This is a genomic window from Paenibacillus pinistramenti (assembly GCF_005869875.1).
In the GTDB taxonomy this organism is placed as follows: domain Bacteria; phylum Bacillota; class Bacilli; order Paenibacillales; family Paenibacillaceae; genus Fontibacillus; species Fontibacillus pinistramenti.
The window spans coordinates 55876-81364 of record NZ_VAWG01000012.1 but is presented as its reverse complement, the minus strand read 5'-3'; the positions used below and the strand labels follow the sequence as shown (position 1 = coordinate 81364).

At 55.0% G+C, this 25489-nt stretch carries 22 protein-coding genes; 10 read left to right on the top strand and 12 right to left on the bottom strand.

Annotated elements, in window-relative coordinates; genetic code table 11:
- Positions 1 to 57: 57 nt before the first annotated feature.
- The 5 genes from FCN15_RS14140 to pepT form a co-directional block, all read right to left on the bottom strand.
- Positions 58 to 1104: an ABC transporter substrate-binding protein gene (locus FCN15_RS14140; RefSeq protein WP_138495643.1), complete on the bottom strand. Its 1047-nt coding sequence runs from the start codon at positions 1102 to 1104 to the stop codon at positions 58 to 60.
- 43 nt (positions 1105 to 1147) lie between these two features.
- Positions 1148 to 2128, bottom strand: coding sequence for a FecCD family ABC transporter permease (locus tag FCN15_RS14135; RefSeq protein ID WP_238996695.1), 981 nt, complete (start codon positions 2126 to 2128; stop codon positions 1148 to 1150).
- 41 nt (positions 2129 to 2169) lie between these two features.
- Positions 2170 to 3132 (bottom strand): FecCD family ABC transporter permease, encoded by a 963-nt coding sequence (locus FCN15_RS14130; protein WP_138495669.1) that lies wholly within the window; start codon positions 3130 to 3132, stop codon positions 2170 to 2172.
- A gap of 200 nt (positions 3133 to 3332) precedes the next feature.
- The gene (locus FCN15_RS14125; protein ID WP_138495642.1) at positions 3333 to 4970 is read right to left on the bottom strand and encodes a helix-turn-helix domain-containing protein; all 1638 of its coding nucleotides are present in this window, start codon (positions 4968 to 4970) and stop codon (positions 3333 to 3335) included.
- A 212-nt stretch (positions 4971 to 5182) separates the two neighbouring features.
- Positions 5183 to 6409: a peptidase T gene (gene pepT, locus FCN15_RS14120; RefSeq protein WP_420819579.1), complete on the bottom strand. Its 1227-nt coding sequence runs from the start codon at positions 6407 to 6409 to the stop codon at positions 5183 to 5185.
- A gap of 188 nt (positions 6410 to 6597) precedes the next feature.
- Between pepT and FCN15_RS14115 the strand changes: the two genes are divergently transcribed.
- The 8 genes from FCN15_RS14115 (at position 6598) to hmpA (ending at position 16522) form a co-directional block, all read left to right on the top strand.
- The gene (locus tag FCN15_RS14115; RefSeq protein ID WP_138495640.1) at positions 6598 to 7704 is read left to right on the top strand and encodes an ABC transporter ATP-binding protein; all 1107 of its coding nucleotides are present in this window, start codon (positions 6598 to 6600) and stop codon (positions 7702 to 7704) included.
- Positions 7694 to 8497 (top strand): ABC transporter permease, encoded by an 804-nt coding sequence (locus FCN15_RS14110; RefSeq protein WP_138495639.1) that lies wholly within the window; start codon positions 7694 to 7696, stop codon positions 8495 to 8497. The genes FCN15_RS14115 and FCN15_RS14110 overlap by 11 nt, the downstream gene beginning before the upstream one ends.
- Complete coding sequence (locus FCN15_RS14105) at positions 8494 to 9315, top strand: ABC transporter permease (RefSeq protein ID WP_138495638.1); 822 nt, start codon at positions 8494 to 8496, stop codon at positions 9313 to 9315. The genes FCN15_RS14110 and FCN15_RS14105 overlap by 4 nt, the downstream gene beginning before the upstream one ends.
- On the top strand, positions 9312 to 10385 hold the full coding sequence (locus tag FCN15_RS14100; protein WP_138495637.1) for an ABC transporter substrate-binding protein: 1074 nt from the start codon (positions 9312 to 9314) through the stop codon (positions 10383 to 10385). Before FCN15_RS14105 ends, FCN15_RS14100 begins: the two co-directional genes overlap by 4 nt.
- Before the next feature lie 17 nt (positions 10386 to 10402).
- The gene (mprF, locus tag FCN15_RS14095; RefSeq protein ID WP_138495636.1) at positions 10403 to 13048 is read left to right on the top strand and encodes a bifunctional lysylphosphatidylglycerol flippase/synthetase MprF; all 2646 of its coding nucleotides are present in this window, start codon (positions 10403 to 10405) and stop codon (positions 13046 to 13048) included.
- A gap of 127 nt (positions 13049 to 13175) precedes the next feature.
- Positions 13176 to 13889 (top strand): 2,3,4,5-tetrahydropyridine-2,6-dicarboxylate N-acetyltransferase, encoded by a 714-nt coding sequence (dapD, locus tag FCN15_RS14090; RefSeq protein ID WP_138495635.1) that lies wholly within the window; start codon positions 13176 to 13178, stop codon positions 13887 to 13889.
- A 143-nt stretch (positions 13890 to 14032) separates the two neighbouring features.
- Positions 14033 to 15196, top strand: a complete 1164-nt coding sequence (locus tag FCN15_RS14085) for an N-acetyldiaminopimelate deacetylase (protein ID WP_138495634.1) — start codon at positions 14033 to 14035, stop codon at positions 15194 to 15196.
- Between the two features lie 117 nt (positions 15197 to 15313).
- Positions 15314 to 16522, top strand: coding sequence for an NO-inducible flavohemoprotein (gene hmpA, locus FCN15_RS14080; RefSeq protein ID WP_138495633.1), 1209 nt, complete (start codon positions 15314 to 15316; stop codon positions 16520 to 16522).
- A 281-nt stretch (positions 16523 to 16803) separates the two neighbouring features.
- Here hmpA and FCN15_RS14075 read toward each other — a convergent pair whose 3' ends face one another.
- Both FCN15_RS14075 and FCN15_RS14070 read right to left on the bottom strand, forming a co-directional pair.
- The gene (locus FCN15_RS14075) at positions 16804 to 17976 is read right to left on the bottom strand and encodes an aminotransferase A (RefSeq protein ID WP_138495632.1); all 1173 of its coding nucleotides are present in this window, start codon (positions 17974 to 17976) and stop codon (positions 16804 to 16806) included.
- 219 nt (positions 17977 to 18195) lie between these two features.
- Complete coding sequence (locus FCN15_RS14070) at positions 18196 to 19716, bottom strand: alpha-amylase (protein ID WP_138495631.1); 1521 nt, start codon at positions 19714 to 19716, stop codon at positions 18196 to 18198.
- A gap of 230 nt (positions 19717 to 19946) precedes the next feature.
- On the opposite strand from FCN15_RS14070, the gene FCN15_RS14065 reads away from it, so the two are divergent.
- Positions 19947 to 20714 (top strand): HNH endonuclease, encoded by a 768-nt coding sequence (locus tag FCN15_RS14065; RefSeq protein WP_138495630.1) that lies wholly within the window; start codon positions 19947 to 19949, stop codon positions 20712 to 20714.
- 139 nt (positions 20715 to 20853) lie between these two features.
- Here the strand turns inward: FCN15_RS14065 and FCN15_RS14060 are convergent, their stop codons facing one another.
- Positions 20854 to 21372: a cupin domain-containing protein gene (locus FCN15_RS14060; RefSeq protein WP_138495629.1), complete on the bottom strand. Its 519-nt coding sequence runs from the start codon at positions 21370 to 21372 to the stop codon at positions 20854 to 20856.
- A 227-nt stretch (positions 21373 to 21599) separates the two neighbouring features.
- Here FCN15_RS14060 and FCN15_RS14055 point away from each other — a divergent pair, with 227 nt between their 5' ends.
- On the top strand, positions 21600 to 22145 hold the full coding sequence (locus tag FCN15_RS14055; RefSeq protein ID WP_138495628.1) for a hypothetical protein: 546 nt from the start codon (positions 21600 to 21602) through the stop codon (positions 22143 to 22145).
- 140 nt (positions 22146 to 22285) lie between these two features.
- Here the strand turns inward: FCN15_RS14055 and FCN15_RS19350 are convergent, their stop codons facing one another.
- The 4 genes from FCN15_RS19350 to FCN15_RS14040 form a co-directional block, all read right to left on the bottom strand.
- Entirely contained in the window at positions 22286 to 22453 is a 168-nt protein-coding gene (locus tag FCN15_RS19350) for a hypothetical protein (protein ID WP_203232151.1), read from the bottom strand.
- A 176-nt stretch (positions 22454 to 22629) separates the two neighbouring features.
- Positions 22630 to 23616, bottom strand: coding sequence for a glycoside hydrolase family 43 protein (locus FCN15_RS14050; RefSeq protein WP_138495627.1), 987 nt, complete (start codon positions 23614 to 23616; stop codon positions 22630 to 22632).
- A 26-nt stretch (positions 23617 to 23642) separates the two neighbouring features.
- Positions 23643 to 23894, bottom strand: a complete 252-nt coding sequence (locus FCN15_RS14045) for a DUF6171 family protein (protein WP_238996693.1) — start codon at positions 23892 to 23894, stop codon at positions 23643 to 23645.
- 65 nt (positions 23895 to 23959) lie between these two features.
- Entirely contained in the window at positions 23960 to 25450 is a 1491-nt protein-coding gene (locus tag FCN15_RS14040) for an alpha-N-arabinofuranosidase (protein WP_138495625.1), read from the bottom strand.
- Between the last annotated feature and the right edge of the window lie 39 nt (positions 25451 to 25489).

Below are 25489 nucleotides of genomic sequence, written 5' to 3'. Positions count from 1 at the left end.
GGTTTTTTCATGCTAAATTAGCTCCTTCTTATAGGGAACACATTCGCGGACTACTTTTTATTTGGCGCTGCTAAACAGCTTTTCAGCATCATCAAGTGCCATATCCTGCCCTAAAGCCGAATAGTCCAGCCATTTTTGACCGTCCAGGATGTAGACGTGATTATTTTTGACGGCTTTAAGGTTCTCCCAAAGCGGATTGGATTCAAGGGCTTCAAAGTTGGCTTTGGCTGTGCTTCCGGTGCTGATAATAACAAATATGGCATCGGCGTCATAATCGGGAAGGACCTCTTGGGAGACCGTTTCGTAAGCTTTGTTGATCTTCTCGACTCCATTTGCCGGAACCAGCTTTAATTCATCAAACATAATCGGACCTAGCGGATGGCCCATGCCCATCACACGAAGCTCTTTGGCGGTAGAACGGATCGCCATGACTTTGGCGTTGTCGCCGAGCTCGGCGTGAATAAGCTGGCTTACCTTTTCTGCCTTGCTAGTATAATTTTGAATAAACTCCTCTGCCTGCTGCGCACGGCCGGCATGTTTGGCGATTTCGGTCAGCTGCTCCTGCCATGTGCCTTCGGCTGTATTTATGGTAAGAGTAGGGGCGATCTGCTCGAATTTGGCGATATCTTTGCCAGAATAATTTTCATCCAGAAAAATAACGTCAGGCTTGGAGGCTAGAATGGCCTCCATGTCCGGATCAGTGACTGTGCCGTATTTGTCGGCATCCTGCAGCAAATCCTTCACATGGGGAAGGAAATCCTTAACGTCCCCCCCGATTACTGAACCTACAGGCGTAATACCGATCGCCAGAAGATCGTTTGTAATATGAATGGAAATGGACGCTATTCTGGCATTCGGGTTGCTGGCCAGAATTTGATCGGCTTTGTCAGAAGTTGAGGATAGGCTGGCATCCGTATTCGAAGAATTTGACGTTGAGGAGCCGGATGAATCAGCCGAGCTTGAATTGCTGCTTGAATTGCTGCTGAGGTCCGTTCCGGTTGAGGCAGCGGGATTTCCTTCGTTTGAAGCGGAATTTCCGCAAGCGGACAGAATTAGTACAAGTGCAAGAACCAATAACGGGATTAGCCGTTTAAATTTAAGCATGAATTTTCCCTCCAGGAACCATCTATAGTTTGTTCTTTATTTGTTAGTTCTTGCTCTTCATCAGCAAATAGAAGAACAGCGGGGCGCCAATGACGGCGACCACCACTCCCGCTGGAACCGCGTTTGGTGCAAAAACGGAGCGGCCCACCGTGTCGGCAGCGGTTAATATAAACATGCCTGCCAAAGCTGACAGCGGCAGCGAATGCCGGTGCATCGGCCCGCCCAGTCTTCTTGCGATATGGGGGGCCAGAAGACCAATAAAGCCGATGCCGCCCGCCATTGATACGCTGGCACAGGACAAAGCCACAGCCGCGCACAGCAGGATTAAGCGGTTGGGGGTCACCCTGTTGCCGATACTTACAGCGGTTTCGTCTCCCAGTGCAAATACATCAAGCAGTTTGGATCTTGTCCATACATAAGGAATCAGCAGGACAATCCATGGAAGCAGGGAGAGTACGCTGATCCAGTCTCTCCCCCAAACACTTCCGGCCAGCCAGGAAGCGGCAAAAGCATAGGTATCGGGATCAAGCCGCAGAGCCAGAAACAGGGTAACCGCGCTGAACCCCGCCTCAATGGCTATCCCCACTAAAATAAGCCGCATGGGGATGAGTCCTTTATGACGGTCATAAGCGAGAATAAAAATAACGGCAGCGATCAAGATTCCTCCTGCAAAGGTAAAGAGCGGAATCAGCAAAGCGACAGGTCCTTCAAGCGAACGGAAGAAAGAGACAAAGATCATCAGTCCGAAGGCTGCTCCGGCGTGAAGACCCAAAATGCCCGGGTCGGCCAGCGCATTCCGGGATACCCCCTGAAGCACGGCTCCAGCTACACCAAGTCCTGCCCCGGCCAACAGCGTCACTATAATGCGGGGAAGCCGGTAGGTAAACAGCACAAGATGGTCCTGCTGTGAGCCGAATCCAAACAAGGTAAGCCCGAGCTGGCGGGGAGAGAGACGCAGCGTCCCGGTATTCATACTGATTATGAATACAAGGATTACGGCCAGAAGCAGAAGCAGGCCATACAGCCGGGCTCTTGCTCCTCGGTTTACATTTGGAAGCTGCTTCACTAGAGCGACCTCCCCTCTTTACGGGCCAGATACAAGAAGAAAGGAACCCCGACCAGCGCCACCATTGATCCAATTGCAAATTCTCTTGGCGGGCTGACCATCCGTGAAGCAATGTCCGCAAACTCCAGCAGGACGCCTCCGAGCAGGGCAGACATCGGGATGATCAGCCGGTAATCGACGCCGACCACTCTTCTGGCTACATGTGGTACTACTAAACCGATAAATCCTACTGCGCCCACTACAGATACGGAAGTCCCGGCAAGCAGGACAGCGGCTATCATGGCCAGCACACGAACCCGGACGGCACGAACACCAAGATTAACCGCGGATTCATCGCCCAGTGAAAGGAAGGTGACCGATCGCCCCATTGAGGCTGCCCAAACTATAGTCACTACAACAATGGGAACAAGCAGCTTCAGGTGAGCCCATCTTACTCCTGCTACTCCACCGGCATACCAATAGGCGAGGTCCTGACTTAACCCGTAATAGATGGCGACCCCTGTGCTGAGAGAATGGAGCAAAGCTGCAGCTACGGCTCCGGCAACCGTCAGTTTTAGAGATGACATTCCTCCGGGTGTAGCCGAGCCTAGCAGTACGATAAATAAGGCGGCTAGTCCAGCTCCGGCAAAAGAGAGCAGAATCAGATTCAAGTAGGACAAGCCGGGCAGAAAGGCAAAAGCCAGCGCTACGACGAAAGCGGCTCCTGCATTAATACCTAAAACGCCGGTATCGGCGAGCGGATTGCGGGTCACCCCCTGCATGAGCGCACCGGCAGCACCAAAAGCCATACCTGTGAAAGCGGCGCCCAGCGCTCTCGGCAGGCGGAGATTGCGGACAATCTGGTGCGCTTCTTCGGCGGAATTGAACTGGAATATGGCCGACCAGACTTCCGGAAGGAATAAACTTTTAGCGCCATAAGAAACAGCAAGGAAAAGGGATAACAGCAATAGAAGTGCTGCCATTGGAATTCCTGACATGCGGACATATTCTTTTGCTGAACGATGGTGTGAATAGCGCATAAACGTTCTCCAATTAAGATTGATAATCATTATCATTTAATAATTATAGCGCCCCCTTGAATACCGTACATGACATTATTCAAGATCAAAGACATGGACAAATCCAAGATGGGCGAGCTGCGAAAGACTAGGACTACAGAAGACTAAGACTGCAACAATAACTGAACCGCCTGTTCCAGCTGCCGGTCCACTGCGTACGGGGCATAGACCTTCCATTCCGGCCAGGAGATAAATTTAACGCGGCCGGATTTAACGGCCGGATGACTGGCCCAAGCAGCGTTCTCGCGGAATAACTGCTGCATTTGCAGCTTTTCCTGCGGGGCAGAGACGGCAATCAGCAAATAATCCGCTTCATAAGAAAGAATGTCATCCTTCGGGAGCGCAGTCCAATTGAAATGAGTACCCGCTGGATAAGGCTCTGACAGCCGGACAATCCGCTCGGGGGGTGTGAGCTTAAGCGAACGGTAGAACACATGCCCGATGTTGCGCAGCCCGTACATGCGCAGTCCGGTTGACCGGACGACACAGATCGCTACTGAAGCCCTGCCTATGCGCGGTTCCAACTGCTTGCGGAGCTCTTCAGCCCGCTGTTCATGGCGATCACGCCACCGCAGGGCTTCCGTCTCTCTTCCGGTCAGTTCCGCAATCTCCGAAAGGTGAGTGTAAAGATCTTTGGATGCCCAAGGAATTGAGATAATCGGTGCAAGATCGTTGACGTGCTCCATGGCTTTGGTCTTCACATTATCCTTGCACAGGATCAGCTCCGGCTGCAGCTCCGTAAAGATTTTACGCCGTATTTCCCAAGGGTCGGAGGCATGCTCCGGCAAGTCCAAATCCACCGTATCCAAAGGGAGACCGGGATGCGACTGTGCCGCGGCGGCATGAATGCCGAGGGTAAAGAGGTGGTCGGTATAAGGCGCAGAGAGGGAAACGATCCGGAAATCTCTCTTTTTAACATACACGGTAGGAGCGAGGCCCGTCGTTCTTTTAAACCTCCTGCTAAAGTAAAACTCGTCATTATACCCGGCTTCATAAGCAATCTCCCGGACTGACTTATCGGTTTGCAGCAGCAATTCCTTAGCTTTGTTAATGCGCAGACGTGTCAGGTATTCGACGGGTGTTTGATCCAGAGTCTGTTTGAACAGCTGGGCATAGTAACTTGGATGGAGCTGGACCAGCTCGGCCAGCTTGTCTATGCGAATGTCTTGCTGATAGTGCTGCTGCATAAAGAGAACGGACGATTTTAGTTTGGCTAAAGTATCCTCGAGGTCGGCTTCAGCTTCATTTTCCACCGTAAGCAGGAAATCGAGCAGATTATACAGCTGCTGCTGGGCTTGAAACTGGCTGCGGCCTTCTGCCGGCGCCCCCTTACTCAGCTTCAAAGAATGAAAGAGCCGTTTAAAATGTTTTTTGCTCATCCTGTGCTGCCTGGCCCCGGGAAAATCCAGAACACGTTCGTAAGAACGGAAAGAAAGGGAGCTTCCTGAAAGCCGGAACAGATCAAAAACAATCCAATGATATTCAAACGCTTTATTTGGAAAAGAGGGCAGTTTTACCGTTGATCCTGGCACAAATAAGTACAAAGTTCCATCGTTATAAGAAAGAAGTCTGCTGTCAGGGAGCAGCTCGGTCCGGCCAGCAGCGGAGACGTAAAGGAGCGTGTGATGCTTAAGCGGAGCGGACGCAGCGGCCCAAGAAGGACACGAAGTGCTGGAGCGGACTTCCGCGATGTCAAACAGCGTTTGTTGCAGAAAGTCATGTTCATACTTTAAGGTATTCATTTCCTACGCTCCTTTCTTACAGGTGGACATTATGAATCATTATAAACACTGTGAAGTTGCCTGCGCCAGTGAAATCACCGCCAAGCATCAGGCATCAGCCTGTTTGTTACGGCCAGAACACCCGATACAAAAAAGCCTGTCAACCGCTAAATGCAGCGGAGACAGGCTGTAAGGAGCCCCGAAGAAATTTGTGATGATCCCGGAATGTTGTCTTAAATATTTGGGTTCTGCTCAAAGCGCTGAATAACTTCCAGCATGACTTTGACGGCTTGTTCCATATTATCTACGGAAATGTATTCAAACTTCCCGTGGTAGTTCTCGCCGCCGGTGAAAATATTCGGGGTAGGCAGCCCCATATAAGAAAGCTGGGAGCCGTCGGTGCCGCCGCGGATCGGCTTGACAATCGGCTTGATGCCGAGAGATTCCATCGCTTCATAAGCTGCGTCAACGATGCCTTTAACCGGCTCGATTTTGTCCCGCATGTTGTAGTACTGGTCGTTCATCTCCAGATGGATGCGTTCGGAGCCGTATTTGGCCTGCAGTTCCTCTACGATCCGGGTCAGATTGGCCTTCTTGTTCTCGAACTCTGTCCGGTCGAAGTCGCGGATGATGTACTGCAGCCTGGTCTGCTCCACATCGCCGGATATGCCGAGCAGATGATAGAAGCCTTCATAACCCTCTGTAAGCTCGGGAGCTTGTTCAGCCGGCAGCTGCTGCTGGAGCTCCATCGCAATTTTGATCGAGTTGACCATTTTGTTCTTCGCGGTGCCCGGATGTACGTTGGTGCCTTTGATCGTAACCTTGGCGCCGGCGGCGTTGAAGCTTTCGTATTCCAGCTCGCCGAGCGGACCGCCGTCCATCGTGTAGGCGTATTTCGCGCCGAAGGCCGCTACGTCAAATTTGTGCGGGCCGCGCCCGATTTCCTCGTCCGGGGTAAACGCCACGCGGATTTTGCCGTGCTTGATCTCCGGATGCTTGATCAGATAGTCCATGGCCGTCATAATCTCAGCCACACCGGCTTTGTTGTCCGCGCCAAGCAGGGTCGTGCCGTCCGTTGTAATCAGCGTGTGGCCTTTGTAGCCGGGAAGCTCCGGGAAGTCCTTGGCGGACAGCACAACACCGAGCTCTTTATTTAGGACGATGTCATTGCCGTCGAAATTTTCAAGTATTTGCGGATTTACGCCCTTGCCGGTAAAATCCGTCGCCGTATCGACATGCGCCAGAAACCCGATAACCGGCACTTCTTTATCCGTGTTGGACGGCAGCGTCGCCATGACGTAGCCGTTCTCATCCATGGTCACTTCAGACATGCCGATGCTCTTCAGCTCTTCGACCAGCTGGCGGGCCAGCGTCAGCTGCCCCGGCGTGGAGGGACAAGTTTCACTTTCATCATTGGATTGGGTATCCACCTTAACATAGGAAATAAAACGTTCTACCATTTCTGTTCTCAAGCGAGACAGCTCCCTTCGAAACCTGAATATCTTCTATTATTGCGCTTATAATTGCATTTAGCAAAGAAGCAGGTTCTGCACTGCTGCAGCCGGGTCGAAGCCTGTATAATGCTGTATCTTTCCTGGCGAATGTTGGGTAAAATATAGAAATGATCAAGTTGACAAAGGAGGCTGTTATGGGAGAGAACGCCATTATCCGCTTCGAACGGGTGAGCAAGCAATACGATGATGATGAACCCGTGCTGAAGGAAGTAAGCTTTGAAATCGAACGGGGCAAATTTTATACGCTGCTGGGGCCTTCGGGCTGCGGCAAAACGACGATTCTCCGTCTGATCGCGGGGTTCATTGAGCCTTCGCAGGGCTCGATTTTTATGAATGGGGCTTTAATCAACCGAATTCCGCCGAATGAGCGGCAGGTGAACACGGTTTTTCAGGACTATGCCTTGTTCCCGCATTTGAACGTATACGAGAACGTGGCTTTCGGGCTGCGCATCAAGAAGATGAAGAACGACGTTATTGCCAAGAAGGTCAGCGAAGCGCTGCGCCTCGTCAACCTGGAGGGCTACGAGAAACGGCAGATTACGGAGATGTCCGGCGGTCAGCGGCAGCGTGTCGCGATTGCGCGCGCCATCGTAAATGAACCGCAGGTGCTGCTCCTGGACGAGCCTTTATCCGCACTCGATTTGAAGCTCAGAACGGAAATGCAGTACGTCCTGCGCGAGCTGCAGCAGCGGCTGGGCATCACATTTATCTTCGTTACGCATGACCAGGAGGAAGCGCTGGCGATGTCGGACGAAATTTTTGTCATGAACGAAGGCATTATCCAGCAGAGCGGCACGCCGAACGATATTTATGACGAGCCGATCAACCGGTTTGTAGCCGATTTTGTCGGGGAATCGAACATTGTGCCTGCAGTTATGATTGAGGATTATCTTGTTGAATTTAACGGCCGGCGCTTTGAGTGCGTGGACCAGGGCTTGCGCCCCAACGAAAATGTGGAGATCGTCATCCGTCCGGAGGACCTGGAGATCACGTCACTGGAGCAGGGCAAACTGCGGGTGAAGGTGGATACACAGCTGTTCCGCGGCGTGCACTACGAAATCAGCTGCTACGACGAATCCGGTCAGGAGTGGCTCGTGCATTCCACCAAACGGGCGGAGCCGGGCAGCATGATCGGCCTGCAGTTTGAACCGGAAGCAATTCATGTTATGAGATTTGGCGAAACGGAAGAGGAATTCGACAAACGTCTGGAATCGTATGAGGTATCCGGCCATGTCACGTAGCTCGCGCGGATTGTATCTCATCCCTTATTATCTGTGGATGGTGCTGTTTGTCGCCCTGCCGGTGGTTCTGGTCGCGTATTACTCGCTGTTTGATATCGAGGGTCATTTTACCTTTTCCAATTATGCGAATTTCTTCACGCCTGTTTATTTGCGGATGACATTGAGCTCGTTCTGGTATGCGCTGCTGATCACGCTCTTCTCACTATTGGTAGCTTATCCGGCGGCCTATGCGCTGACCCGGACCAAGCATAAGCAGCTGTGGCTGCTGCTCATTATTTTGCCGACATGGATCAACCTGCTGCTGAAGGCTTATGCGTTTATCGGCATTTTTGGTACATACGGGCCGGTGAACTCGCTGTTTAAGGCGATGGGGCTTGGCGGACATCAGATTCTGTTCAATGACTTCAGCTTTGTGTTCGTATCGGTCTACATCTTTATACCGTTTATGATCATGCCGATCTACAATGCGCTGGAGGACATCAATCCGACGCTGATTGCGGCTTCCCGTGATCTGGGCGCGTCGAGCTTTGTTACGCTGCGGCGGGTTATTTTTCCGCTGACGCTTTCGGGTGTCCGTTCCGGCTGCATGGCCGTGTTTATCCCGGCTTTGTCCCTCTTTATGCTGACCCGCCTGATCGCCGGCAATAAAGTCATTACGCTCGGCACGGCGATTGAGCAGCATTTTCTTGTCACGCAGGACTGGGGCATGGGCTCGACGGTAGCCGTCTTCCTGATCCTGATTATGGCGGTGCTGATGCCGATATTCGGCAGCGGAAGAGAGGTGCGCAAATGAGCGAAAAGAACAGGCTCGGCAAGGTTTATCTGTTTATCGTGTTTGTGGTGCTGTATGCGCCAATCTTCTATTTGATGTACTACTCCTTCAACAGCGGGGGCAATATGCACGGCTTTGAAGGGTTTACGCTGGAATGGTATTCCGAGGTGTTCCACGACACCCGTCTGATTATTATTGTGATTAACACGCTGGTGATTGCGCTGTTGTCGTCCGCGATCGCTACGATTATCGGCATCATCGGGGCGCTGGCAATTGACCGGATCCGGCGGAAACGGGTGAAAAATACGATCCTGTCTCTCAACAACGTGCTGATCGTCAGTCCGGACGTCATCATCGGCGCTTCGTTCCTGATTCTGTTCACGATTGCGGGCATCAAGCTGGGCTTTACGTCCGTGCTGCTGTCGCACATCGCGTTCAGCGTGCCGATTGCCGTGCTGATGATTCTGCCGCGCCTGCAGGAGATGAGCCCGACGCTGGTCGATGCCGCGCGCGACCTAGGCGCAAGCCGCCGCGACGTGCTGATGAAGGTCATTCTGCCGTTTATCAGTCCGGCGATCCTGTCCGGCTTCTTTATGGCGCTGACGTACTCCTTGGACGATTTCGCAGTGACCTTCTTTGTTACAGGCAGCGGGTACTCTACGCTCTCCGTTGAAATTTATTCGCGGGCGCGGGCGGGCGTATCTCTTTCGATCAATGCGCTGTCCACGCTGATCTTCCTGCTGACCGTGATTCTTGTGGTGGGCTATTACTTTGTGTCCAGAGGAAGCGCCCGTAAGCGCGGCAAGGAGCCTGCGGCAGGACTGGGGGTGCCTAGATGAAGCAGCTGGTGCGCATATTTGCAGTCGTGCTGGTCGTTGCGTTTGGTCTGATGGCTCTTGCGGCGAAGCTGAATTCCAGCCAGGGCTATTCAGGTTCCAACACGCTCACGATCTATAACTGGGGCGATTATATCGACCCGGACCTGATTACAAGGTTTGAGCAAGAAACCGGAATCACCGTCATCTATCAAACATTCGATTCCAACGAAGCCATGCTCACCAAGATCGAGCAGGGCGGGACCACATTTGATATTGCGGTGCCTTCCGACTATGCCATTGACAAGATGAAGGAGGAGAACCTCCTTCTGCCGATCGACCACAGCAAAATCCCGAATTTGTCCAAAATCGACCCGCGGTTTCTGAACCTTGACTTCGATCCGGACAATAAATATTCGGTCCCTTATTTCTGGGGGACGGTCGGCATTATTTACAACCCTGAGCTGGCGCAGGGCATCGAATTCAAGAGCTGGAACGATCTCTGGAACGCGAAGCTGAAAAATAACGTGCTGCTGACCGACGGCGCGCGTGAAATTATGGGGATGTCGCTGAACAGCCTCGGCTATTCCCTGAATGAGACGAATGAAGACCATCTGCAGGAAGCGCTGCGCAAGCTGGAGAAGCTGTCTCCGAACGTGAAGGCGGTCGTGGGCGACGAGATCAAGATGCTGCTCGCGAACGGCGAAGCCGCCGCGGGCGTGGTCTTCTCCGGCGATGCTGCGGAGATTATGGACGAGAACGATACGCTGGACTATGTCGTTCCGCAGGAAGGCTCGAACCTGTGGTTTGACAACATGGTCATTCCAAAGACGGCGAAGAACCTGGACGGCGCGCATAAGTTCATCAACTTCATGCTGGAGCCGGACGTAGCCGCCCAGAACGCGGAATATGTCGGCTATGCGACGCCGAACCAGGAGGCGCTGAAGCTGCTGCCGGAGGACATTTCGGGAGATACCCGCTTCTATCCTTCAGCGGAAGTAACCAGCCACCTCGAGGTATACAAGAACCTCGGCAAACGGATGCTCGGCCATTACAACGAGCTGTTCCTGGAGTTCAAGATGCATAAAGGGTAACAGAAAGGAAGAATAGGGTGAAAGAGAAACTGGCCCGTCTCCGCCTTGTCCGGCTGCTCATTGCCGCCTTGAAGACCAAGGCCGTCCGGATTCTGATTCCGGTCGTAATCTTTGGCCTGGTCATTTGGGCCGGACAGCATGAGCTGAAGAAGGTCCGCCTTGGCGTGATGCTGGCAGAGCTGCGGAGAATTCCGGCAGGCGCGATTGCCGAAATTTTTGTTCTGGCGCTCGCCGCCGTAGCGGTGATGTCCTGTTATGATTTTGTGATCAGACGGCAGTTCCGCTTCCGGGTTAGCCCCGGCAGGACGTTCCGCTATTCCTGGATCGCCAACACCTTTAACAATCTGCTCGGCTTTGCCGGGTTGACCGGGGCTGGGGTAAGAGCACTGCTGTATAAGAAAAGCGGTGTACCGGCCTCCTCCATCACCGCGGCGGCGGTCTTCCTGTCGCCGGTGGTGCTGAACGGCCTGTCCGTTATGGCCTGGCTCGAAATCTTCGGCGTGTTTCAGGCCAAAACGCTGCTGCACGAGCACCGCTGGATGAACCTGGCCGTCTGGGCCATTGCGCTTTATCTGCCGCTCTTTATAGCGCTGCAGCGGACAAGGCTGTTCGCCAAATGGTTCCATAAGCAGGGGAAGGAGCTGTTTCCCTGGCGGACGATCTTGGAAGCCGTCGGAGCTTCTTTTGTTGAATGGCTGTTTGCGGGCCTGACCTTCTCCCTGATTGCTAATCATGTGCTGGACGGCGGCGTGGGCTGGCGGGAGCTGCTCGGCATGTACACGGTTGCAGCGGTAGGCGGCATTCTCAGCATGGCTCCGGGCGGGGTCGGCGCCTTTGACCTTACGGTTCTGCTCGGCCTGAAGCATATGGGCTTTCCGGCGGAGCGGGCCCTCGCTGTCATCGTCCTGTTCCGGTTCTTCTATTACATCATTCCTTGGTGCATCGGCTTGATCCTGGCGATTCTGGAGCTTGGCTTCGGCGGGCGGAAGCCGGGCGAAGAGGAAGAACGGCAGCTGCTCGAGGTTCCGCTGACTTACTGGCAGAAGCTGTGGGGGTGGCCGGGGCAGTTCCGGTTCCTCAGTGACCTCGGCGTGTGGGCGCTTGGCAAGCTGGTCCTGCTCAGCGGGCTGGTTCTGCTGCTGTCTGCAGCTACGCCGGGCCTGCTGTACCGCATCCGGCTGACCGAGGACCTTCTCACAATGCCGGTCATGCATCTGTCCCACCAGCTGTCCGTTATCATCGGCTTTGCGCTGGTGATACTTTCACGCGGAATCACTCTGAGAGTCCGGCAGGCTTATGTCTGGACGAGGATCATGCTCTTAGCCGGTGCGGTATTTACGTTCACGAAGGCTTTTGATTATGAAGAAGCGGTCTTTCTGCTGCTGGTCGCGCTGATGCTCTGGATATCGCGGGACCGGTTCTACCGGGCTGGCACGCCGGTCATCCGCCGGTCGGTCGTGCTGTGGCTGGCGATCACTCTGGTGCTGGCGTTTATTTATTACTGGCTGGGCAGCCACATCCACAATGGCTTCTTCCGCCATTTGCATCTGAAGGAGCCGCTGATCGGCCGGATGACCGCACGGGCCTATGCGGTTAATACCGTTGTAGGCTTGGCCGGGGCCTGGCTTCTGCTCATCCTGATCTTCTCGCTTCGCCCGGGGCGGCTGCCGGCCAACAGGGCCACGCCCGAAGAGCTGGCCCGCGTTCAGGCTTTCCTGCAGGAGAACAGCGGGAACCTGCTGACCCATATGCTGTTTGCGGGCGACAAGAGCTTCTACTGGGCGCAGGAGGGCAGGGTGCTGTTCCCTTACGCCAAAGTGCGGGATAAGCTGGTGGTGCTTGGAGACCCTCTTGGACAAATGGAGCTGGTATCGGCCGGCATCGCCGAATTCCAGCGCTTCGCCGACCTGTACGGCATGCTGGTCGTGTTCTATCAGGTTACGCCGGAGTATCTGCCGATCTACCATGAGAACGGCTGCCGGTTCTTCAAGCTGGGAGAAGAGGCGCTGATTCCTTTGAACGCATTCACTCTTGCCGGCAAGAAGCACGCCGATCTGCGCAGCATCAAGAACCGCTTTGACCGGGAAGGCTATACCTTCGAAGTCGTCTCCCCGCCGCACAGCGGGCCGCTGCTGGAGGAGCTGCGGGCGGTTTCCATGGCGTGGCTGAAGGGCCGTCAGGAGAAAGGTTTTTCGCTGGGCTGGTTCGATCCTGCGTATATGCAGCAGTCCCCGATCGGCCTGCTCAAGGACGGCGGCGGGCGCGTGACTGCCTTCGCCTCACTTGCCCCTGCATACGACGGCGGGAAGACGGTATCCATTGATCTGATGCGTCATACGCCTCATGCGCCGAACGGTACGATGGATTACCTGTTCACCCGGCTGCTGGAATGGGCGAAGGACAGCGGTTACGAGAGATTTAGTCTTGGAAATGCGCCGCTCTCCCGTGTTGGGCAGAAGGAGCGGGCACTGCGCGAGGAGCGGCTGGCCGGTCTGGTGTTCCAGCACGGCGGCCATTGGTACGGCTTTAAGGGGCTCCGCAAGTACAAGGAGAAATTCGCTCCGCACTGGGAGTCCCGCTATCTGGCCTATCCGGCGAATATTTATCTGCCCGTCCTGACGCTGGATCTGGTCCGGCTGGTATCGAGAAAAGTGAAGCCGTGATTGCGAGGATAACGGCCAGGTTCAATTGCGGACAGCCCCCTTTTATGCTATAAATGAAATAGTTTTTGCCTGGTCGGACAGACCGCCTGGCGCCCTAAATTGGCCGTAAAGGAGCTGCAGTTATTTCATGTCTACTGAAATGAACACACAGGAAGTCATTAATCTGATCAAAACCAGCAAGAAGAAAACGCCGGTTAAAGTATATGTCAAAGGAAATCTTGATGCCGTATCGTTCGGGGAGAACGTCAAGACGTTTGTTACCGGCGGGAGCGGTGTTATTTTTGGCGATTGGGCGGATATTCAAGGCGTACTTGAAGCCAGCAAGGCAGATATTGAAGACTATGTGGTGGAAAATGACCGCCGCAACTCCGCAATTCCGCTGCTGGACTTGAAGAACATCAACGCGCGCATTGAACCGGGCGCATTCATCCGTGAGATGGTGAGCATCGGCGATAACGCCGTAATTATGATGGGCGCCGTAATTAACATCGGCGTATCCATCGGCGAAGGCACGATGATCGACATGGGCGCTGTTCTGGGCGGACGCGTGCAGGTCGGCAAAATGTGCCACATCGGTGCAGGCACCGTGCTTGCAGGCGTTATCGAGCCGCCGTCCGCACAGCCTGTTGTCGTGGAAGACGACGTACTGATCGGCGCTAACGCGGTTGTGCTTGAAGGCGTCCGGATCGGAGAAGGAGCGGTTGTTGCTGCAGGCGCAGTCGTAACTGAGGATGTTCCTCCATTTACGGTAGTTGCCGGAACGCCGGCGCGTGTCATTAAACAAGTGGACGACAAGACGAAGTCCAAGACGGAAATTCTGGCAGAGCTCCGCACGCTGTAAGCGGCCGAAAGCTGCTGCTGAAGCCGGAGTCCAGCTGCTGGAACCGGTGTTCTGTTTCTGTTTCATATCAGCCCAAAAGCTGCCTGAGAGCTCGGCGTATCCCGCCGGGCTCTCCGTTTATCCAAGTCAGGAGGAAGCTGCAAATGAATCAATGGGTCAAAGACAAAGAAGAAGCGCTGATCGGCATCCGCCGCGATCTGCATCAGATTCCGGAGCCGGGCTTTGAGGAGTTCAAGACACAGAAGTATCTGCTTGATGTTCTAGCGGGACTGCCGCAGGAGCGCATGGAGCTCCGGACCTGGAGAACCGGCATTCTTGTAAAAATCACCGGCACCGGCGCCGCGCCCCGCCGCAAACTCGGCTACCGCGCAGATATGGACGGCCTGCCGATTGAAGAAGAGACCGGGTACGCGTTCCGCTCCGCGCACAAGGGCTACATGCATGCCTGCGGCCATGATCTGCACATGACGATCGGGCTGGGGATCGTCGCTTATTTTGCCGAGGCGGAGCATGCGATCAGCGATGATCTGATCGTGATCTTCCAGCCGGCCGAGGAAGGGCCGGGCGGGGCGCAGCCGATGCTGGAGAGCGCAGAGCTGGCGGACTGGAGACCGGATCAGATCGTGGCGCTGCATGTAGCGCCGGAGTATCCGGTCGGCACGATTGCGACGCGTCCGGGCATTTTGTTCGCGAACACGTCGGAGCTGTTCATCGACCTGACCGGCACCGGCGGTCATGCCGCTTATCCGCACAAAGCGAACGACATGGTGGTTGCGGCCTGCCAGCTGGTCGGCCAGCTGCAGACGATCATCTCCCGCAACATTGACCCGCTCGATTCAGCCGTTATTACGATCGGCAAGATCGACGGCGGCACGAAGCAGAACATCATTGCGGAGCGCGCCCGCCTGGAAGGGACGATCCGCACCCTGTCGGCGGAGTCCATGACGAAGATCAAATCCCGGATCGAAAGTCTGATCGCCGGCATCGAAACCGGCTTTGAGTGCCGGGCGGAGATCGACTACGGCGCCAACTACCGCCAGGTGTTCAATGAAGCGCAGCTGACCCAGGAGTTCATGGGCTGGCTGAACGGGCGCGAAGGCGTGACGCTGTACGAGTGCACCGAGGCGATGACCGGCGAGGACTTCGGCTATTTTCTGGCGGAGATCCCGGGCTTTATGTTCTGGCTCGGCGTTGATACGCCGTACGGCCTGCATCATGCGAAGCTGGAGCCTAAGGAAGAGGCGATTGCGCTGGCGGTTTCAACGATTGCCGATTATTTCACCTGGAAGTCGGAACAGGTCGAATAATAAGATTTTTCAGTGATTAAAATCACAAATTGCCGGGAATACTTCTTTTAGAATGGATTTTGTTGTTACAAAAAGCGAAATCATACGAATCTATTGGTGAAAGAAGGATACCGAATCATGCTGAATCAAGAAACAATCGACATTATAAAATCAACAGTTCCTGTATTAGAAGTACATGGCAAGACCATCACATCTGTTTTCTATAAAAGAATGTTCGAAGCCCATCCGGAGCTGCTGAACATCTTCAACCAGGCCAATCAGCGTCAGGGCAAACAATCCACCGCACTCGCGGGTGCCGTTTATGCTGCTGCGGCCAATATTGATCGTCTGGAAAATATTTTGCCGGCTGTCAAACAGATCGCCGAGAAGCACCGTGCCCTGCAGATCAAGCCTGAGCACTATCCGATCGTTGGAGAGAACCTGCTGGCTGCCATTAAAGAAGTGCTGGGTGATGCGGCAACCCCTGAAATTATGGAAGCCTGGCGCCAGGCCTACGGTGAGATCGCGAACGCATTTATCGGGATTGAAGCCGGCATGTACAAGGAAGCAGAGGAAGCTACCGGCGGCTGGGACGGCTATCGTCCTTTTGTCGTAGAGAAGAAGGTGAAGGAGAGCGAGGTTATTACTTCGTTCTATTTGAGACCTCAGGACGGCGGCAAGATCGCTTCGTTTATCCCGGGCCAATACCTCACGATCCGCGTGCAGCCTGAAGGCTCTCCTTATACGCATATCCGTCACTACAGCTTGTCTGCCGCTCCAGGCGGAGATGTTTACCGCATTTCGGTCAAGCGGGAGGATGCAGCAGAAGGCAAACCGGCCGGCGTTGTCTCCAGTTACCTTCATAACGAGGTGCAGGAGGGCAGTGTGCTTGAAGTGACTGCGCCTGCAGGAACGTTCGTCCTGGACATGAATCTGGATATCCCTGTCGTGCTCCTCAGCGGAGGTGTTGGCCTGACACCTATGGTCAGCATGCTGGAGACGCTGCTTAAAGAGCAGCCAAATCGCAAGGTCACTTATATTCACGCATCCGAGTGCGGCAGCTTCCATGCCATGAAGGATCACATTGAGAGCCTTGACGCCGCTAACGAGCAAATGACTTCTTATGTGGTCTACAAAACTCCGGGTGCCGGAGAGAGCTGCCACAAAGAAGGGTATGTGGATGAGGCCTGGCTTCGCGAGGTTGTCGATCCGAAGGCGGATTTCTACTTCTGTGGGCCTGTGCCGTTTATGCGCACCGTATTTGCAGCCCTGAAGAAGATCGGGGTGCCTGAAGAACGCATCCATTATGAATTCTTTGGCCCGATGGATCAGCTGGAGCAGGCTTAAGCAAGCTGAGCAAGTTTAGAAAGGCTTCCTTCAAAACGAATGATCCATACCGTACGCAGCACCCGGTTGAACTAACAACTAACCGCATCTAACCCTTGTGACTATGTCCATAGAAGGAGCCCTGTAAAGGGCCCTCTTCTATGGATTTTTTTGAATCGTTTAGGATAACTCTGTGCTGAAAGTGTTTTTGGGCAGTTCTATCAGACTGGTAATTCACATGAAAAAAAGCCCATCCCGCAAGGAATGAGCTTTGATGGTTATGCGCCTGAGAGCAGCCCGGATCAGCCTTCCTGCCCGGCCTCCAGCTTCCTGACAAACCCCTCCAGGCGGTCAAGCGCCTGCTCCAGCGCTTCTCTGGAGTAAGCGTAGGAAATCCGGATGTACCCCTCACCATATTCGGAAAAAGCGCTCCCCGGCACCACAGCCACACCGGCCTCGTCCAGCAGCCTGAGGGCGAAGTCCATGGATGGCAGGCCGTATTTTTCTATGGAGACAAAGAGATAGAACGCTCCTTCGGGCTTCTCCAGCGGAAGGCCCATCGCCGTCAGGCGGTCATAAACGTAGTCGCGGCGCTCGCGGTACGCTTCCTTCATCGGCAGCGCATCATCGAAGCCGTTCGTCAACGCCTCGAGAGCTGCATACTGGCTGACGGAGCTTGCGCAGGTCACGTTGTACTGATGTACCTTCACCATATGCTTAGTAATGGCGGCCGGGGCAAGGGTGAAGCCGATCCGCCATCCTGTCATGGAATGGGACTTGGACAAGCCGTTGATGACGACCGTCTTGTCCCGCATGCCCGCCATAGAAGCGATGGAGTGGTGTTCCCCCTCATAAATGAGCTCACTGTAAATCTCGTCGGAAATAACAAAAATGTCCTTGTCCGCAAGCACCGCGGCAATCTCCTGCAGTTCATCGCGGGTCAGGACCCGGCCTGTCGGGTTGGAAGGGTAGCCGAGCACGACGATCTTTGTCCGCGGTGTCAGATGAGCCGAGATCAGCCCGGCGGTCATTTTGAAGCCGGTGTCCCGGGTGTCGACGTGCACGGGGACGCCGCCCGATAAGCGGATAAGCGGTTCGTAGCCCGGGTAGATCGGCCCCTGAAGGATGACCTCGTCGCCTTCGGTCAGCAGCGTCCGCAGTGCAATATCGAGCGCCTCGCTGGCTCCGTTTGTGATGATCACTTCATCCTTGCCGCTGTAGGACAACCCGTATTTGCGGTCGATAAAATCCGCCGCCGCATCGCGCAGCTCCGGCAAACCGGCATTCGGCGTGTAGACCGTCCGCCCTGCGTCCAGAGCGCGTTGCGCCGCCTTAACAATATGCGCCGGCGTCGGGAAATCCGGCTGCCCGATCGTCAGCGACAGGGCGCCCGGGTACTCCGCCACTTTATTCGCAATCTGGCGGATTCCGCTGATCTGAATGTCTCGTACATTAGCGTTAATTAAATGTTCCATCTCTCTCCAGGCACCTGCCTTTGTCCGTAGTCGTTCACACTATGACTCTTAGTGTACAACAGGAAGAGGGAGAAGGGTATAGGGAGGCGGCAGGACGCCGTTCCTGCTGCAGGAACGGCGCCATAGTCCGGGCTTATGATTGAGTTCATCTTTGGTTCATCCGGATTTCGTTTAGCCGCTTTGTTTAGCCTCTTCGTTCATCCGGCCTGCCGCAAGCTGTTACTTTGCTGCCGTACCTTCGTCATGACCTTCATCATGCCGTCCGCCTGTCTGAGAATCAGGCGGCGCGTCCGGCAGCGCCCATACAGACACGCTGCCTCCGTTCACCTTAAACTCCGCGCAGCCGTCTTCGCCGATCTCGATTTCGTCTGTACGGTTGCCGGTCAGGTCAACCCAGACCTCTCCGGCGCGGCTGCTCCCGACTGACATGACCTTGCTCCCTTCGTCACCGTTCGCAATGAGAACGGCACAGCCGGAGCCGGGCACCTCCTGATCGCCCATGCGGACCCAGCCGATGGTATTCGGGTGATCGAAATAGTCCTGCTGCTCTCCGTAAGCCTTACGGGCGCGGGCGTACAGCAGCGCATCAATAGCATCCTTCTTGCCCGGAACCGGGTTCTCTCCGCCAATGCCGTAATAGTCCCCGTAGAAGACGACAGGGTAGCCGTCTTTGCGCAGCAGGATCAGAGCGTAGGCGCTCGGCTTGAACCAGTCCTGCACCCAGGACTCAAGCGATTCGTTCGGCTGGGAGTCGTGATTGTCCACGAACGTAACGGCATTTAGAGGGTGAGAAGCAACCAGCGTATTGTCAAAGATCGTGCGCAGATCAAAGCTGCCGCCCGCAGAGGCTGCAGCCTGAAGCTTGTAATGCAGCGACACGTCGAACAGATCAATCTGATAATCAACCTGATCCAGAAATCTCCGGCATTCCTCAAGATCCGGATTCCAGAATTCGCCGACCAGGTAAAAGTCCTCTCCGCGCTTCTCCTTCATCGCTGCAGCAAAATCGCGGATAAAGCTGTGGTTGATATGCTTGATCGCGTCAAGCCGCATGCCTTCGCATCCGGTTGTATCCAGCAGCCACTCGCCCCATTTGATCATCTCTTCACGCACGGCGGGATGATTATAATCCAGGTTGGCGAACATCAGATAATCGTAGTTGCCGAACTCGTGGTCGACATTCTGATTCCAGTCCTTATTCTCGCCGAGAATGCGGTAGATTCCCTTGCGCTGCCTGCTCTGGTCATAATCCGTGCCGTTGAAGTGCTCGAAATTCCAGGCAAAAGGGGAATACTTGCCCTTTCTTCCCGGGAAGGTGAATTTGGTCCAGCCTTCAATCTCAAAAGGCTCGGAGATCACCTCTGTCCGGTCGTCGGGGTTGACCTCAACGACCCTGAATTTTTCCGTTTCATCGGCTCCGGCTTTATGATTCATCACCACATCAATATAAACGGCAATTTCATGGTCGCGGCAGGCCTGGATCGCCGCCTCAAGCTGCTCCCGGGTCCCGTACTTGGTTCTGACTCCGCCCTTCTGGTTAAATTCTCCGAGGTCATACAAATCGTATACGGCATAACCGGTATCCTCCGGATTCTGCGCTTTGGTTACGGGCGGAAGCCATACCGCGTCTATTCCTGCCTCTTTCAGCCGGGGGGCAAGCTCGGCGAGTTTGTTCCAGTGGGTACCATCAGCCTGGATGTGCCATTCAAAAAATTGCATAATCGTATGATTGCGTTTCATGCCGGACGTCCTCCTCAAGGATATGTATAATAAAAGTTACCCTGCAGGCAGGATTCTCTAACGGCGTACCCAAAGATTGGCAGATTTAAGGGCTATTAAATCTTTTCGCCCTGCGGTTATAGTAATAATATGGACACAGAGACTGTTATTTAACAGACGCTTTTATTTAACAAAGACTTTTATTTAAAAAGACATGAGGTGAACAGGAACGGAATTCCGTCCTTTAATAGATGATGCAGACAGAAATACCCCAAACGAAAAAATGTTCGGTTTGCCTGCAGGTTAAACCGCTCACCGATTTCCGCAGGCGGACAGGCAGAAGGGCGGGGGCGGGCTCACGCCGCGGCCCCTGCCGCGACTGCCGCAGCCGGCAGCGGTCCTCCGGTGAGGAGAGGACCGAAGCAGGCCTAAGCCGGCCGCAGCAGCAGGCGCCTGCACATGCGCCGCGGAAGCCGGCAGCGGAGCCGCCGCAGCAGCGGCCGGAGGAGCAGCGGCAGGTGCAGCCGCCGCAAGCCCCGCACCAGCAGCGGCGAGGGCAGCCGCAGGCGCCGGGACACCAGCAGCCGCAGCCGCCGGGGCAACCGCAGCTGCCGGACCAGCCGCCCCAGCCGCACCGGCTCAAGCCGATGCGCTCCGGCAAGGTGCGGATGCGCGGCAGAAGCGACAGCGGCCGCCGCTGGCAGCAGGAGGTTGAGCTGGAGCTGGCGCGTGTGCTGGTTGAGGAGCAGGCGGCGGTGATCGTGAATCCGCATACGATCCGCCGGTTATTTTCAAACAGGGAATTCAAGAAATTTATTATGGAGAGGGACCGGTACACCTGCTATTTCTGCGGTGAAGAGGGCACGACGATCGACCATTTGCTGCCCCGGGCCAAAGGCGGCCATACGACGCCGGCCAACTGTGTTTGTGCCTGCAGCGCCTGCAATCAAAGCAAGGCGGACCGCGACGTGGCCGATTTTATGTCCACGCTTCAAAGGCCCCTGGAGGAGAGGGAGTAACCAGCCAGCCAACCAACTACCAACTACCGACTCCTGCTACTGCGTTCAAATCAAAAGCCAAGCCTGGAAGAGGGGCGCTGCCCCGGTTCCGGCTTGGCTTTTTTTTAGGCTAAAACCGCTTCGATTTAACAGCTTCGGCTCAGCAGCTTCTAGGCTGCAGCGCCCAAATCCGTGTCAGCGGGCCGTGCTTCCCGTAAACGGGGTCCATATCCGGCAACGGCACGCTTTCAATCTCCTCCAGTGCCTCGGGGCGGTCTCCCGGTTTGCCGGTGCGCAGATTATATTCCATACCGTCCGGGTAAGCGCCTGTAATCCGGAAGCCCTCGCTTGCGCTGATCTTCTTGTGCCCGGTTCCCGCCGGAAGCACAATGACATCCCCGGCACGAACCGCAAGCTGTTCGCCCTGCTCACCGCCGAGCTGCAGCAGCGCTTCGCCGCTGATAACCCCGAGCACCTCGTGGGTGTTGCTGTGGTAATGGTGATAATCATAGACCCCGTTTGTCCAGCTGTTCCGCCAGTTATGCTTGTTGAACAGGGCTTCTGCGCCCAGCGGATTGCTTTCCAGGGCACCGGTATACAGCAGAACCGGCAGCCGGGGATTGTTGGGAATGACGCCGTCATCTTTGAAGAGCAGCTTTCTCAGTTCAGCATCAGGCATATCTGCCGCCTCCCTATCATAATAAATGAAGCTGGGATGGTGCGCTTATAACAACAAATAAACAGATTGTAATCATTTTTAACGGTTTTGAGACCCGTTTTTCACAAAAAGAGCATATGATCAAGAAAAAAAGAGCGCTAAAGCCGTTTGAAATTTTGCCAGGCGGTTATTAGATGATAAATTATCGTGCCTGAAGATGGGAAGGGTGCGCCGGAGGGGTGTTTACCATGTGGAAAAGATGGGGTTCTTCGCTGCTGCTGCTTGTGCTGATTGCTGCCGGGTTGTCGTTGTTCATGCCTAAAGATGCCGTTGGGGAAGGGATACACGCAGACAGTGCCAAAGCTGCAAAGGCGGAGACGGCTGCCACTTTTACCGCTTATATTCACTCGATCAAACAGGTGAACGGAGAGGTCCGGATGACCGTGGATCCGATCGGCTGGTATCAGGGAGAAGCCGCGAACGTCATTTTTAAACAGGAAGACCCTGAAGGATACGCCGAGCTTGGAGGAACACCGGACGATTATTACATTGTCAATAAGTCGGAAGAGAACATCATTTACGTCGTCAAATCGGATGCCGCGGTGCTGATGCAGCTCTATGAACGGGATGGAGACGGAGAGAACGCCGATATTCAGCCGGACGAAGCCCTTAGCCTCAGCCAATTCACCAACGTCTTCAATAAAGGCGGTTTGATTGATCCAGCCGATTTCCCTTATCATATTACCGTTCAGGACGGCAAAGTGGTCAAAATCGTTCAACAGTACATTCCTTGAATAACAGCAAATAGAGGGAAAAATGCAGCAGGCCTCAGCCAGGCCTCGGCCGTCTTCGTTTGGGAAGGCGGCTTTATTTTTTGAAAATAGATACCGCGCTAAAAAGGCCGCCCCTTGACGGGACGGCCGCTTTTGAGCTCTTATTTGTTGGAAGTGGTATCGGATTCGATACTGCCTACCGGTTTCGCTACCCATTCATCTGCCTCAGGCTCGATATCAACGCCATTGTCAATCTTCTTCTGCTCGGCGAGGGAATCGCCATCCTCATTCTTCTTGTTGCGGATTTCTTCCTCATTCGGTTGACCCATGGTTAACGCCTCCTTAGAACTTGATGTTTTCTACTTTGTTTATAGTTACCCGTTCGAGGGAATTACAAACATGATTTTTTGGGAAAAGAGGAGAATAACCCGGGTCAGCCGTCCGGGCTGCCAAGCAGCCAGGCAGAGGCGGTTTGAGCGGACTGGCGCCGTTTGAGTAAGGATCGTCAGCGGCTCGCTGTCTGGGATTTGCTGTCCTTGCCGTCAGGCACCGGGACGCCGAAATCCGGCAGACCGTTCGGCTGCCAGCCAAACAGCTGGGCCCGCGTATGGCGGTTTGGATCGTAGAGCGGATCGCCTGTAATTTCCTTGTAGTTCCGGGCATGGTATATGAGCACGTCCCGGCCGTCTTCGGACACGGTAAAGCTGTTATGCCCCGGTCCGTACTGCCCGTTCTCTTCGCTGGTGGCGAACACCGGCAGCGGTGATTTTGTCCAGGAGGCGGGGTCCAGCAGATCGGCGTCGTCATCCGCATACAGCAGGCCCATGCAGTAATGATGATCCGTGGCGCTGGCCGAATAGCTGATCAGGATGCGGCCGCCGCGGTGCAGCACCGCCGGTCCTTCGTTGACCTTGAACCCAATAATCTCCCAGTCATATTCCGGTGTAGAGATCATGGACTGCGGACCGGTCAGCGTCCAGGGATTGCTCATTTCGGAGATGTACAAATTGGAGTTGCCAGGGATAGCGGGGTCCTTCTGGGCCCATACATAATACAGCTTGCCGTTATGTTCAAAGGTTGTCGCGTCCAGCGCGAAGCTCTCCCAGGCTGTGACCACCTGGCCCTTCTCCACCCATTCGCCTTCAAAAGGGTCGGCAGAGGCGTTCTCCAGCACATACATCCGGTGATCAAATAACCCTTCCTGCGTCTCCGCCGTCCGGGCTGCCGCGAAATAGATGTACCATTTTCCCTGTGTAAAATGGATCTCAGGCGCCCAAATATTGGCGCTCAGCGGGCCGCGCTCATGCTTGTGCCAAACGGTCAGCGGCTCCGCTTCAGCCAAGCCCTGCAGCGTGGCCGATCTGCGGATTTCAATCCGGTCATATTCGGGAACAGATGCGGAGAAATAATAAAGTCCGTCTGAATGCTTATAAATCCAGGGATCTGCCCGCTGCTCCACCAGCGGGTTCACATAGGGCTGATTATCATTCATGTCATTGTCTCCTTGTCTCTTGAGGTTTAGGAAGTAACAGCATCCTGGGGTCCCGCGGATTCCCAGCGGGACTGCAGGGGATACGGGCAGCCGGCATCCCGCTGACTGGCCCGGACGGCTACCAGGCAGCCGCAGTACCGGCACGTCGTGCCGTACTGGAGGCCCTGGCAGCCGGAGCAGACCGCCAGCCGCCGCGCGTATTCATCATCGCTGGCGGCTGGGCGGTTCTGAACGGCCATCTGGATGAGCCGTTCCAGCTTCTCCGGCGGCACGTGCACACTGGCCGTGCCGGAGCAGCCCTTGCAGCCGGCGGGGGCACCGCCGGCTAAGCCCGCCTGCCGGCTCATGCCAGTTCCAGCACAGCTACGGAGGCGGCCGGCAGATCAAAGCTCAGCACGCCGCCCTCCAGCGATACGCCGCCAAGTGTAACCGGCGCCACCAGCTCCGGCTGGTCAAACGTGTTGTGCGCGTTCAGGGAGGTGTGGCTCAGCACGCGTCCTGACGCCTTGACGCCGTCTCCGGCAAGTCCGTCTACCTGAATCTGCAGGCTGACAGGCTGATCGTGATGGAGATTGCAGGCGGACAGGTAGACCTTGCCTTCGCTGTCTTTGGAAGCGGAGAGGCTGATCTGCGGAATGGATTCGGCTCCGTACCGGTAAGCAGGGCTTTCGAACTCCAGCTCGACCAGCTCGTTGTCGTGATGCACCTTGAACATTTCAAAGACATGGTAAGTTGGCGTGAGGAGCATTTTGTCGCCTTCGGTCAGAACCATGGCCTGCAGCACGTTCACCATTTGGGCAATGTTCGCCATCTTCACCCGGCTGCTGTATTTGTGGAACAGGTTCAGGTTGATGCCGGCGATCAGGGCGTCACGCAGTGTATTCTGCTGATACAGGAACCCTGGATTTGTGCCAGGCTCCACGTCACACCAGATGCCCCATTCGTCAATAATCATGCCGACGCGGCGGTCCGGGTCGTATTTGTCCATGATGGCGGAATGCTTGACGATCAGCTCTTCCATCTTCAGCGTATTGCGCAGCGTTGCGAACCAGTCGGCCTCGGAGAAATCAGTCGCCGAGCCTTTGCTGGTGAACCAGTCGCCGGATGGAATGGTGTAGTAGTGCAGGCTGAGTCCATCCATATGGCCGGCCGCTTCGCGCATCAGCACCTCGGTCCAGTGGTAATCGTCCGTGTTGGCGCCGCAGGCAATCTTGTAGACCTTATTGTTACCGTAGTTGCGCACATAGGTAGCGTAGCGGCGGTACAGGTCGGCGTAATACTCCGGCCGCATGTTGCCGCCGCAGCCCCAGTTCTCGTTGCCGACGCCGAAGAATTCCAGCTTCCAGGGCTCGTCGCGGCCGTTTGATTTGCGCAGGTTCGCCATCGGAGATTCGCCTTCAAAAGTGATGTATTCGACCCACTGCTGCATCTCCTGAACCGTGCCGCTGCCGACATTGCCGTTGATATACACTTCGGTTCCCAGCAGCTCGCACAGCCGGTAAAATTCATGGGTGCCGAAGTGGTTGTTCTCCTCCACACCGCCCCAATGGTTATTGATCATCCGCGCCCGCTGTTCCTTTGGCCCGATGCCGTCCATCCAGTGATATTCATCTGCAAAGCAGCCGCCCGGCCAGCGCAGCACGGGGATATTCAGCTTCTTTAAAGCGGCCAGGACGTCATTGCGGATGCCGTCCGTGTTCGGAATCGGCGAATCCTCGCCGACCCAGAGGCCCTCATAAATACAGCGGCCCAAATGCTCCGCGAATTGTCCGTACAAGTACCGGCTGATTGTACCTTTAGCGTTTTGGATATCTATTTTTGCAGTAATGGCCATGTTCAATCACTCCTGTTTTGTATAGTTAAAGGTTGTTTA

What these genes read in the sequence shown, in the direction of transcription:
- FCN15_RS14140 (WP_138495643.1), bottom strand. Translation starts at nt 1,104, where the DNA reads ATGCTTAAATTTAAACGGCTAATCCCGTTATTGGTTCTTGCACTTGTA.
- FCN15_RS14130 (WP_138495669.1), bottom strand. Translation starts at nt 3,132, where the DNA reads ATGGCAGCACTTCTATTGCTGTTATCCCTTTTCCTTGCTGTTTCTTAT.
- FCN15_RS14125 (WP_138495642.1), bottom strand. Translation starts at nt 4,970, where the DNA reads ATGAATACCTTAAAGTATGAACATGACTTTCTGCAACAAACGCTGTTT.
- pepT (WP_420819579.1), bottom strand. Translation starts at nt 6,409, where the DNA reads ATGGTAGAACGTTTTATTTCCTATGTTAAGGTGGATACCCAATCCAAT.
- FCN15_RS14115 (WP_138495640.1), top strand. Translation starts at nt 6,598, where the DNA reads ATGGGAGAGAACGCCATTATCCGCTTCGAACGGGTGAGCAAGCAATAC.
- FCN15_RS14110 (WP_138495639.1), top strand. Translation starts at nt 7,694, where the DNA reads ATGTCACGTAGCTCGCGCGGATTGTATCTCATCCCTTATTATCTGTGG.
- FCN15_RS14105 (WP_138495638.1), top strand. Translation starts at nt 8,494, where the DNA reads ATGAGCGAAAAGAACAGGCTCGGCAAGGTTTATCTGTTTATCGTGTTT.
- FCN15_RS14100 (WP_138495637.1), top strand. Translation starts at nt 9,312, where the DNA reads ATGAAGCAGCTGGTGCGCATATTTGCAGTCGTGCTGGTCGTTGCGTTT.
- dapD (WP_138495635.1), top strand. Translation starts at nt 13,176, where the DNA reads ATGTCTACTGAAATGAACACACAGGAAGTCATTAATCTGATCAAAACC.
- FCN15_RS14085 (WP_138495634.1), top strand. Translation starts at nt 14,033, where the DNA reads ATGAATCAATGGGTCAAAGACAAAGAAGAAGCGCTGATCGGCATCCGC.
- hmpA (WP_138495633.1), top strand. Translation starts at nt 15,314, where the DNA reads ATGCTGAATCAAGAAACAATCGACATTATAAAATCAACAGTTCCTGTA.
- FCN15_RS14075 (WP_138495632.1), bottom strand. Translation starts at nt 17,976, where the DNA reads ATGGAACATTTAATTAACGCTAATGTACGAGACATTCAGATCAGCGGA.
- FCN15_RS14070 (WP_138495631.1), bottom strand. Translation starts at nt 19,716, where the DNA reads ATGAAACGCAATCATACGATTATGCAATTTTTTGAATGGCACATCCAG.
- FCN15_RS14065 (WP_138495630.1), top strand. Translation starts at nt 19,947, where the DNA reads ATGATGCAGACAGAAATACCCCAAACGAAAAAATGTTCGGTTTGCCTG.
- FCN15_RS14060 (WP_138495629.1), bottom strand. Translation starts at nt 21,372, where the DNA reads ATGCCTGATGCTGAACTGAGAAAGCTGCTCTTCAAAGATGACGGCGTC.
- FCN15_RS14055 (WP_138495628.1), top strand. Translation starts at nt 21,600, where the DNA reads ATGTGGAAAAGATGGGGTTCTTCGCTGCTGCTGCTTGTGCTGATTGCT.
- FCN15_RS19350 (WP_203232151.1), bottom strand. Translation starts at nt 22,453, where the DNA reads ATGGGTCAACCGAATGAGGAAGAAATCCGCAACAAGAAGAATGAGGAT.
- FCN15_RS14050 (WP_138495627.1), bottom strand. Translation starts at nt 23,616, where the DNA reads ATGAATGATAATCAGCCCTATGTGAACCCGCTGGTGGAGCAGCGGGCA.
- FCN15_RS14040 (WP_138495625.1), bottom strand. Translation starts at nt 25,450, where the DNA reads ATGGCCATTACTGCAAAAATAGATATCCAAAACGCTAAAGGTACAATC.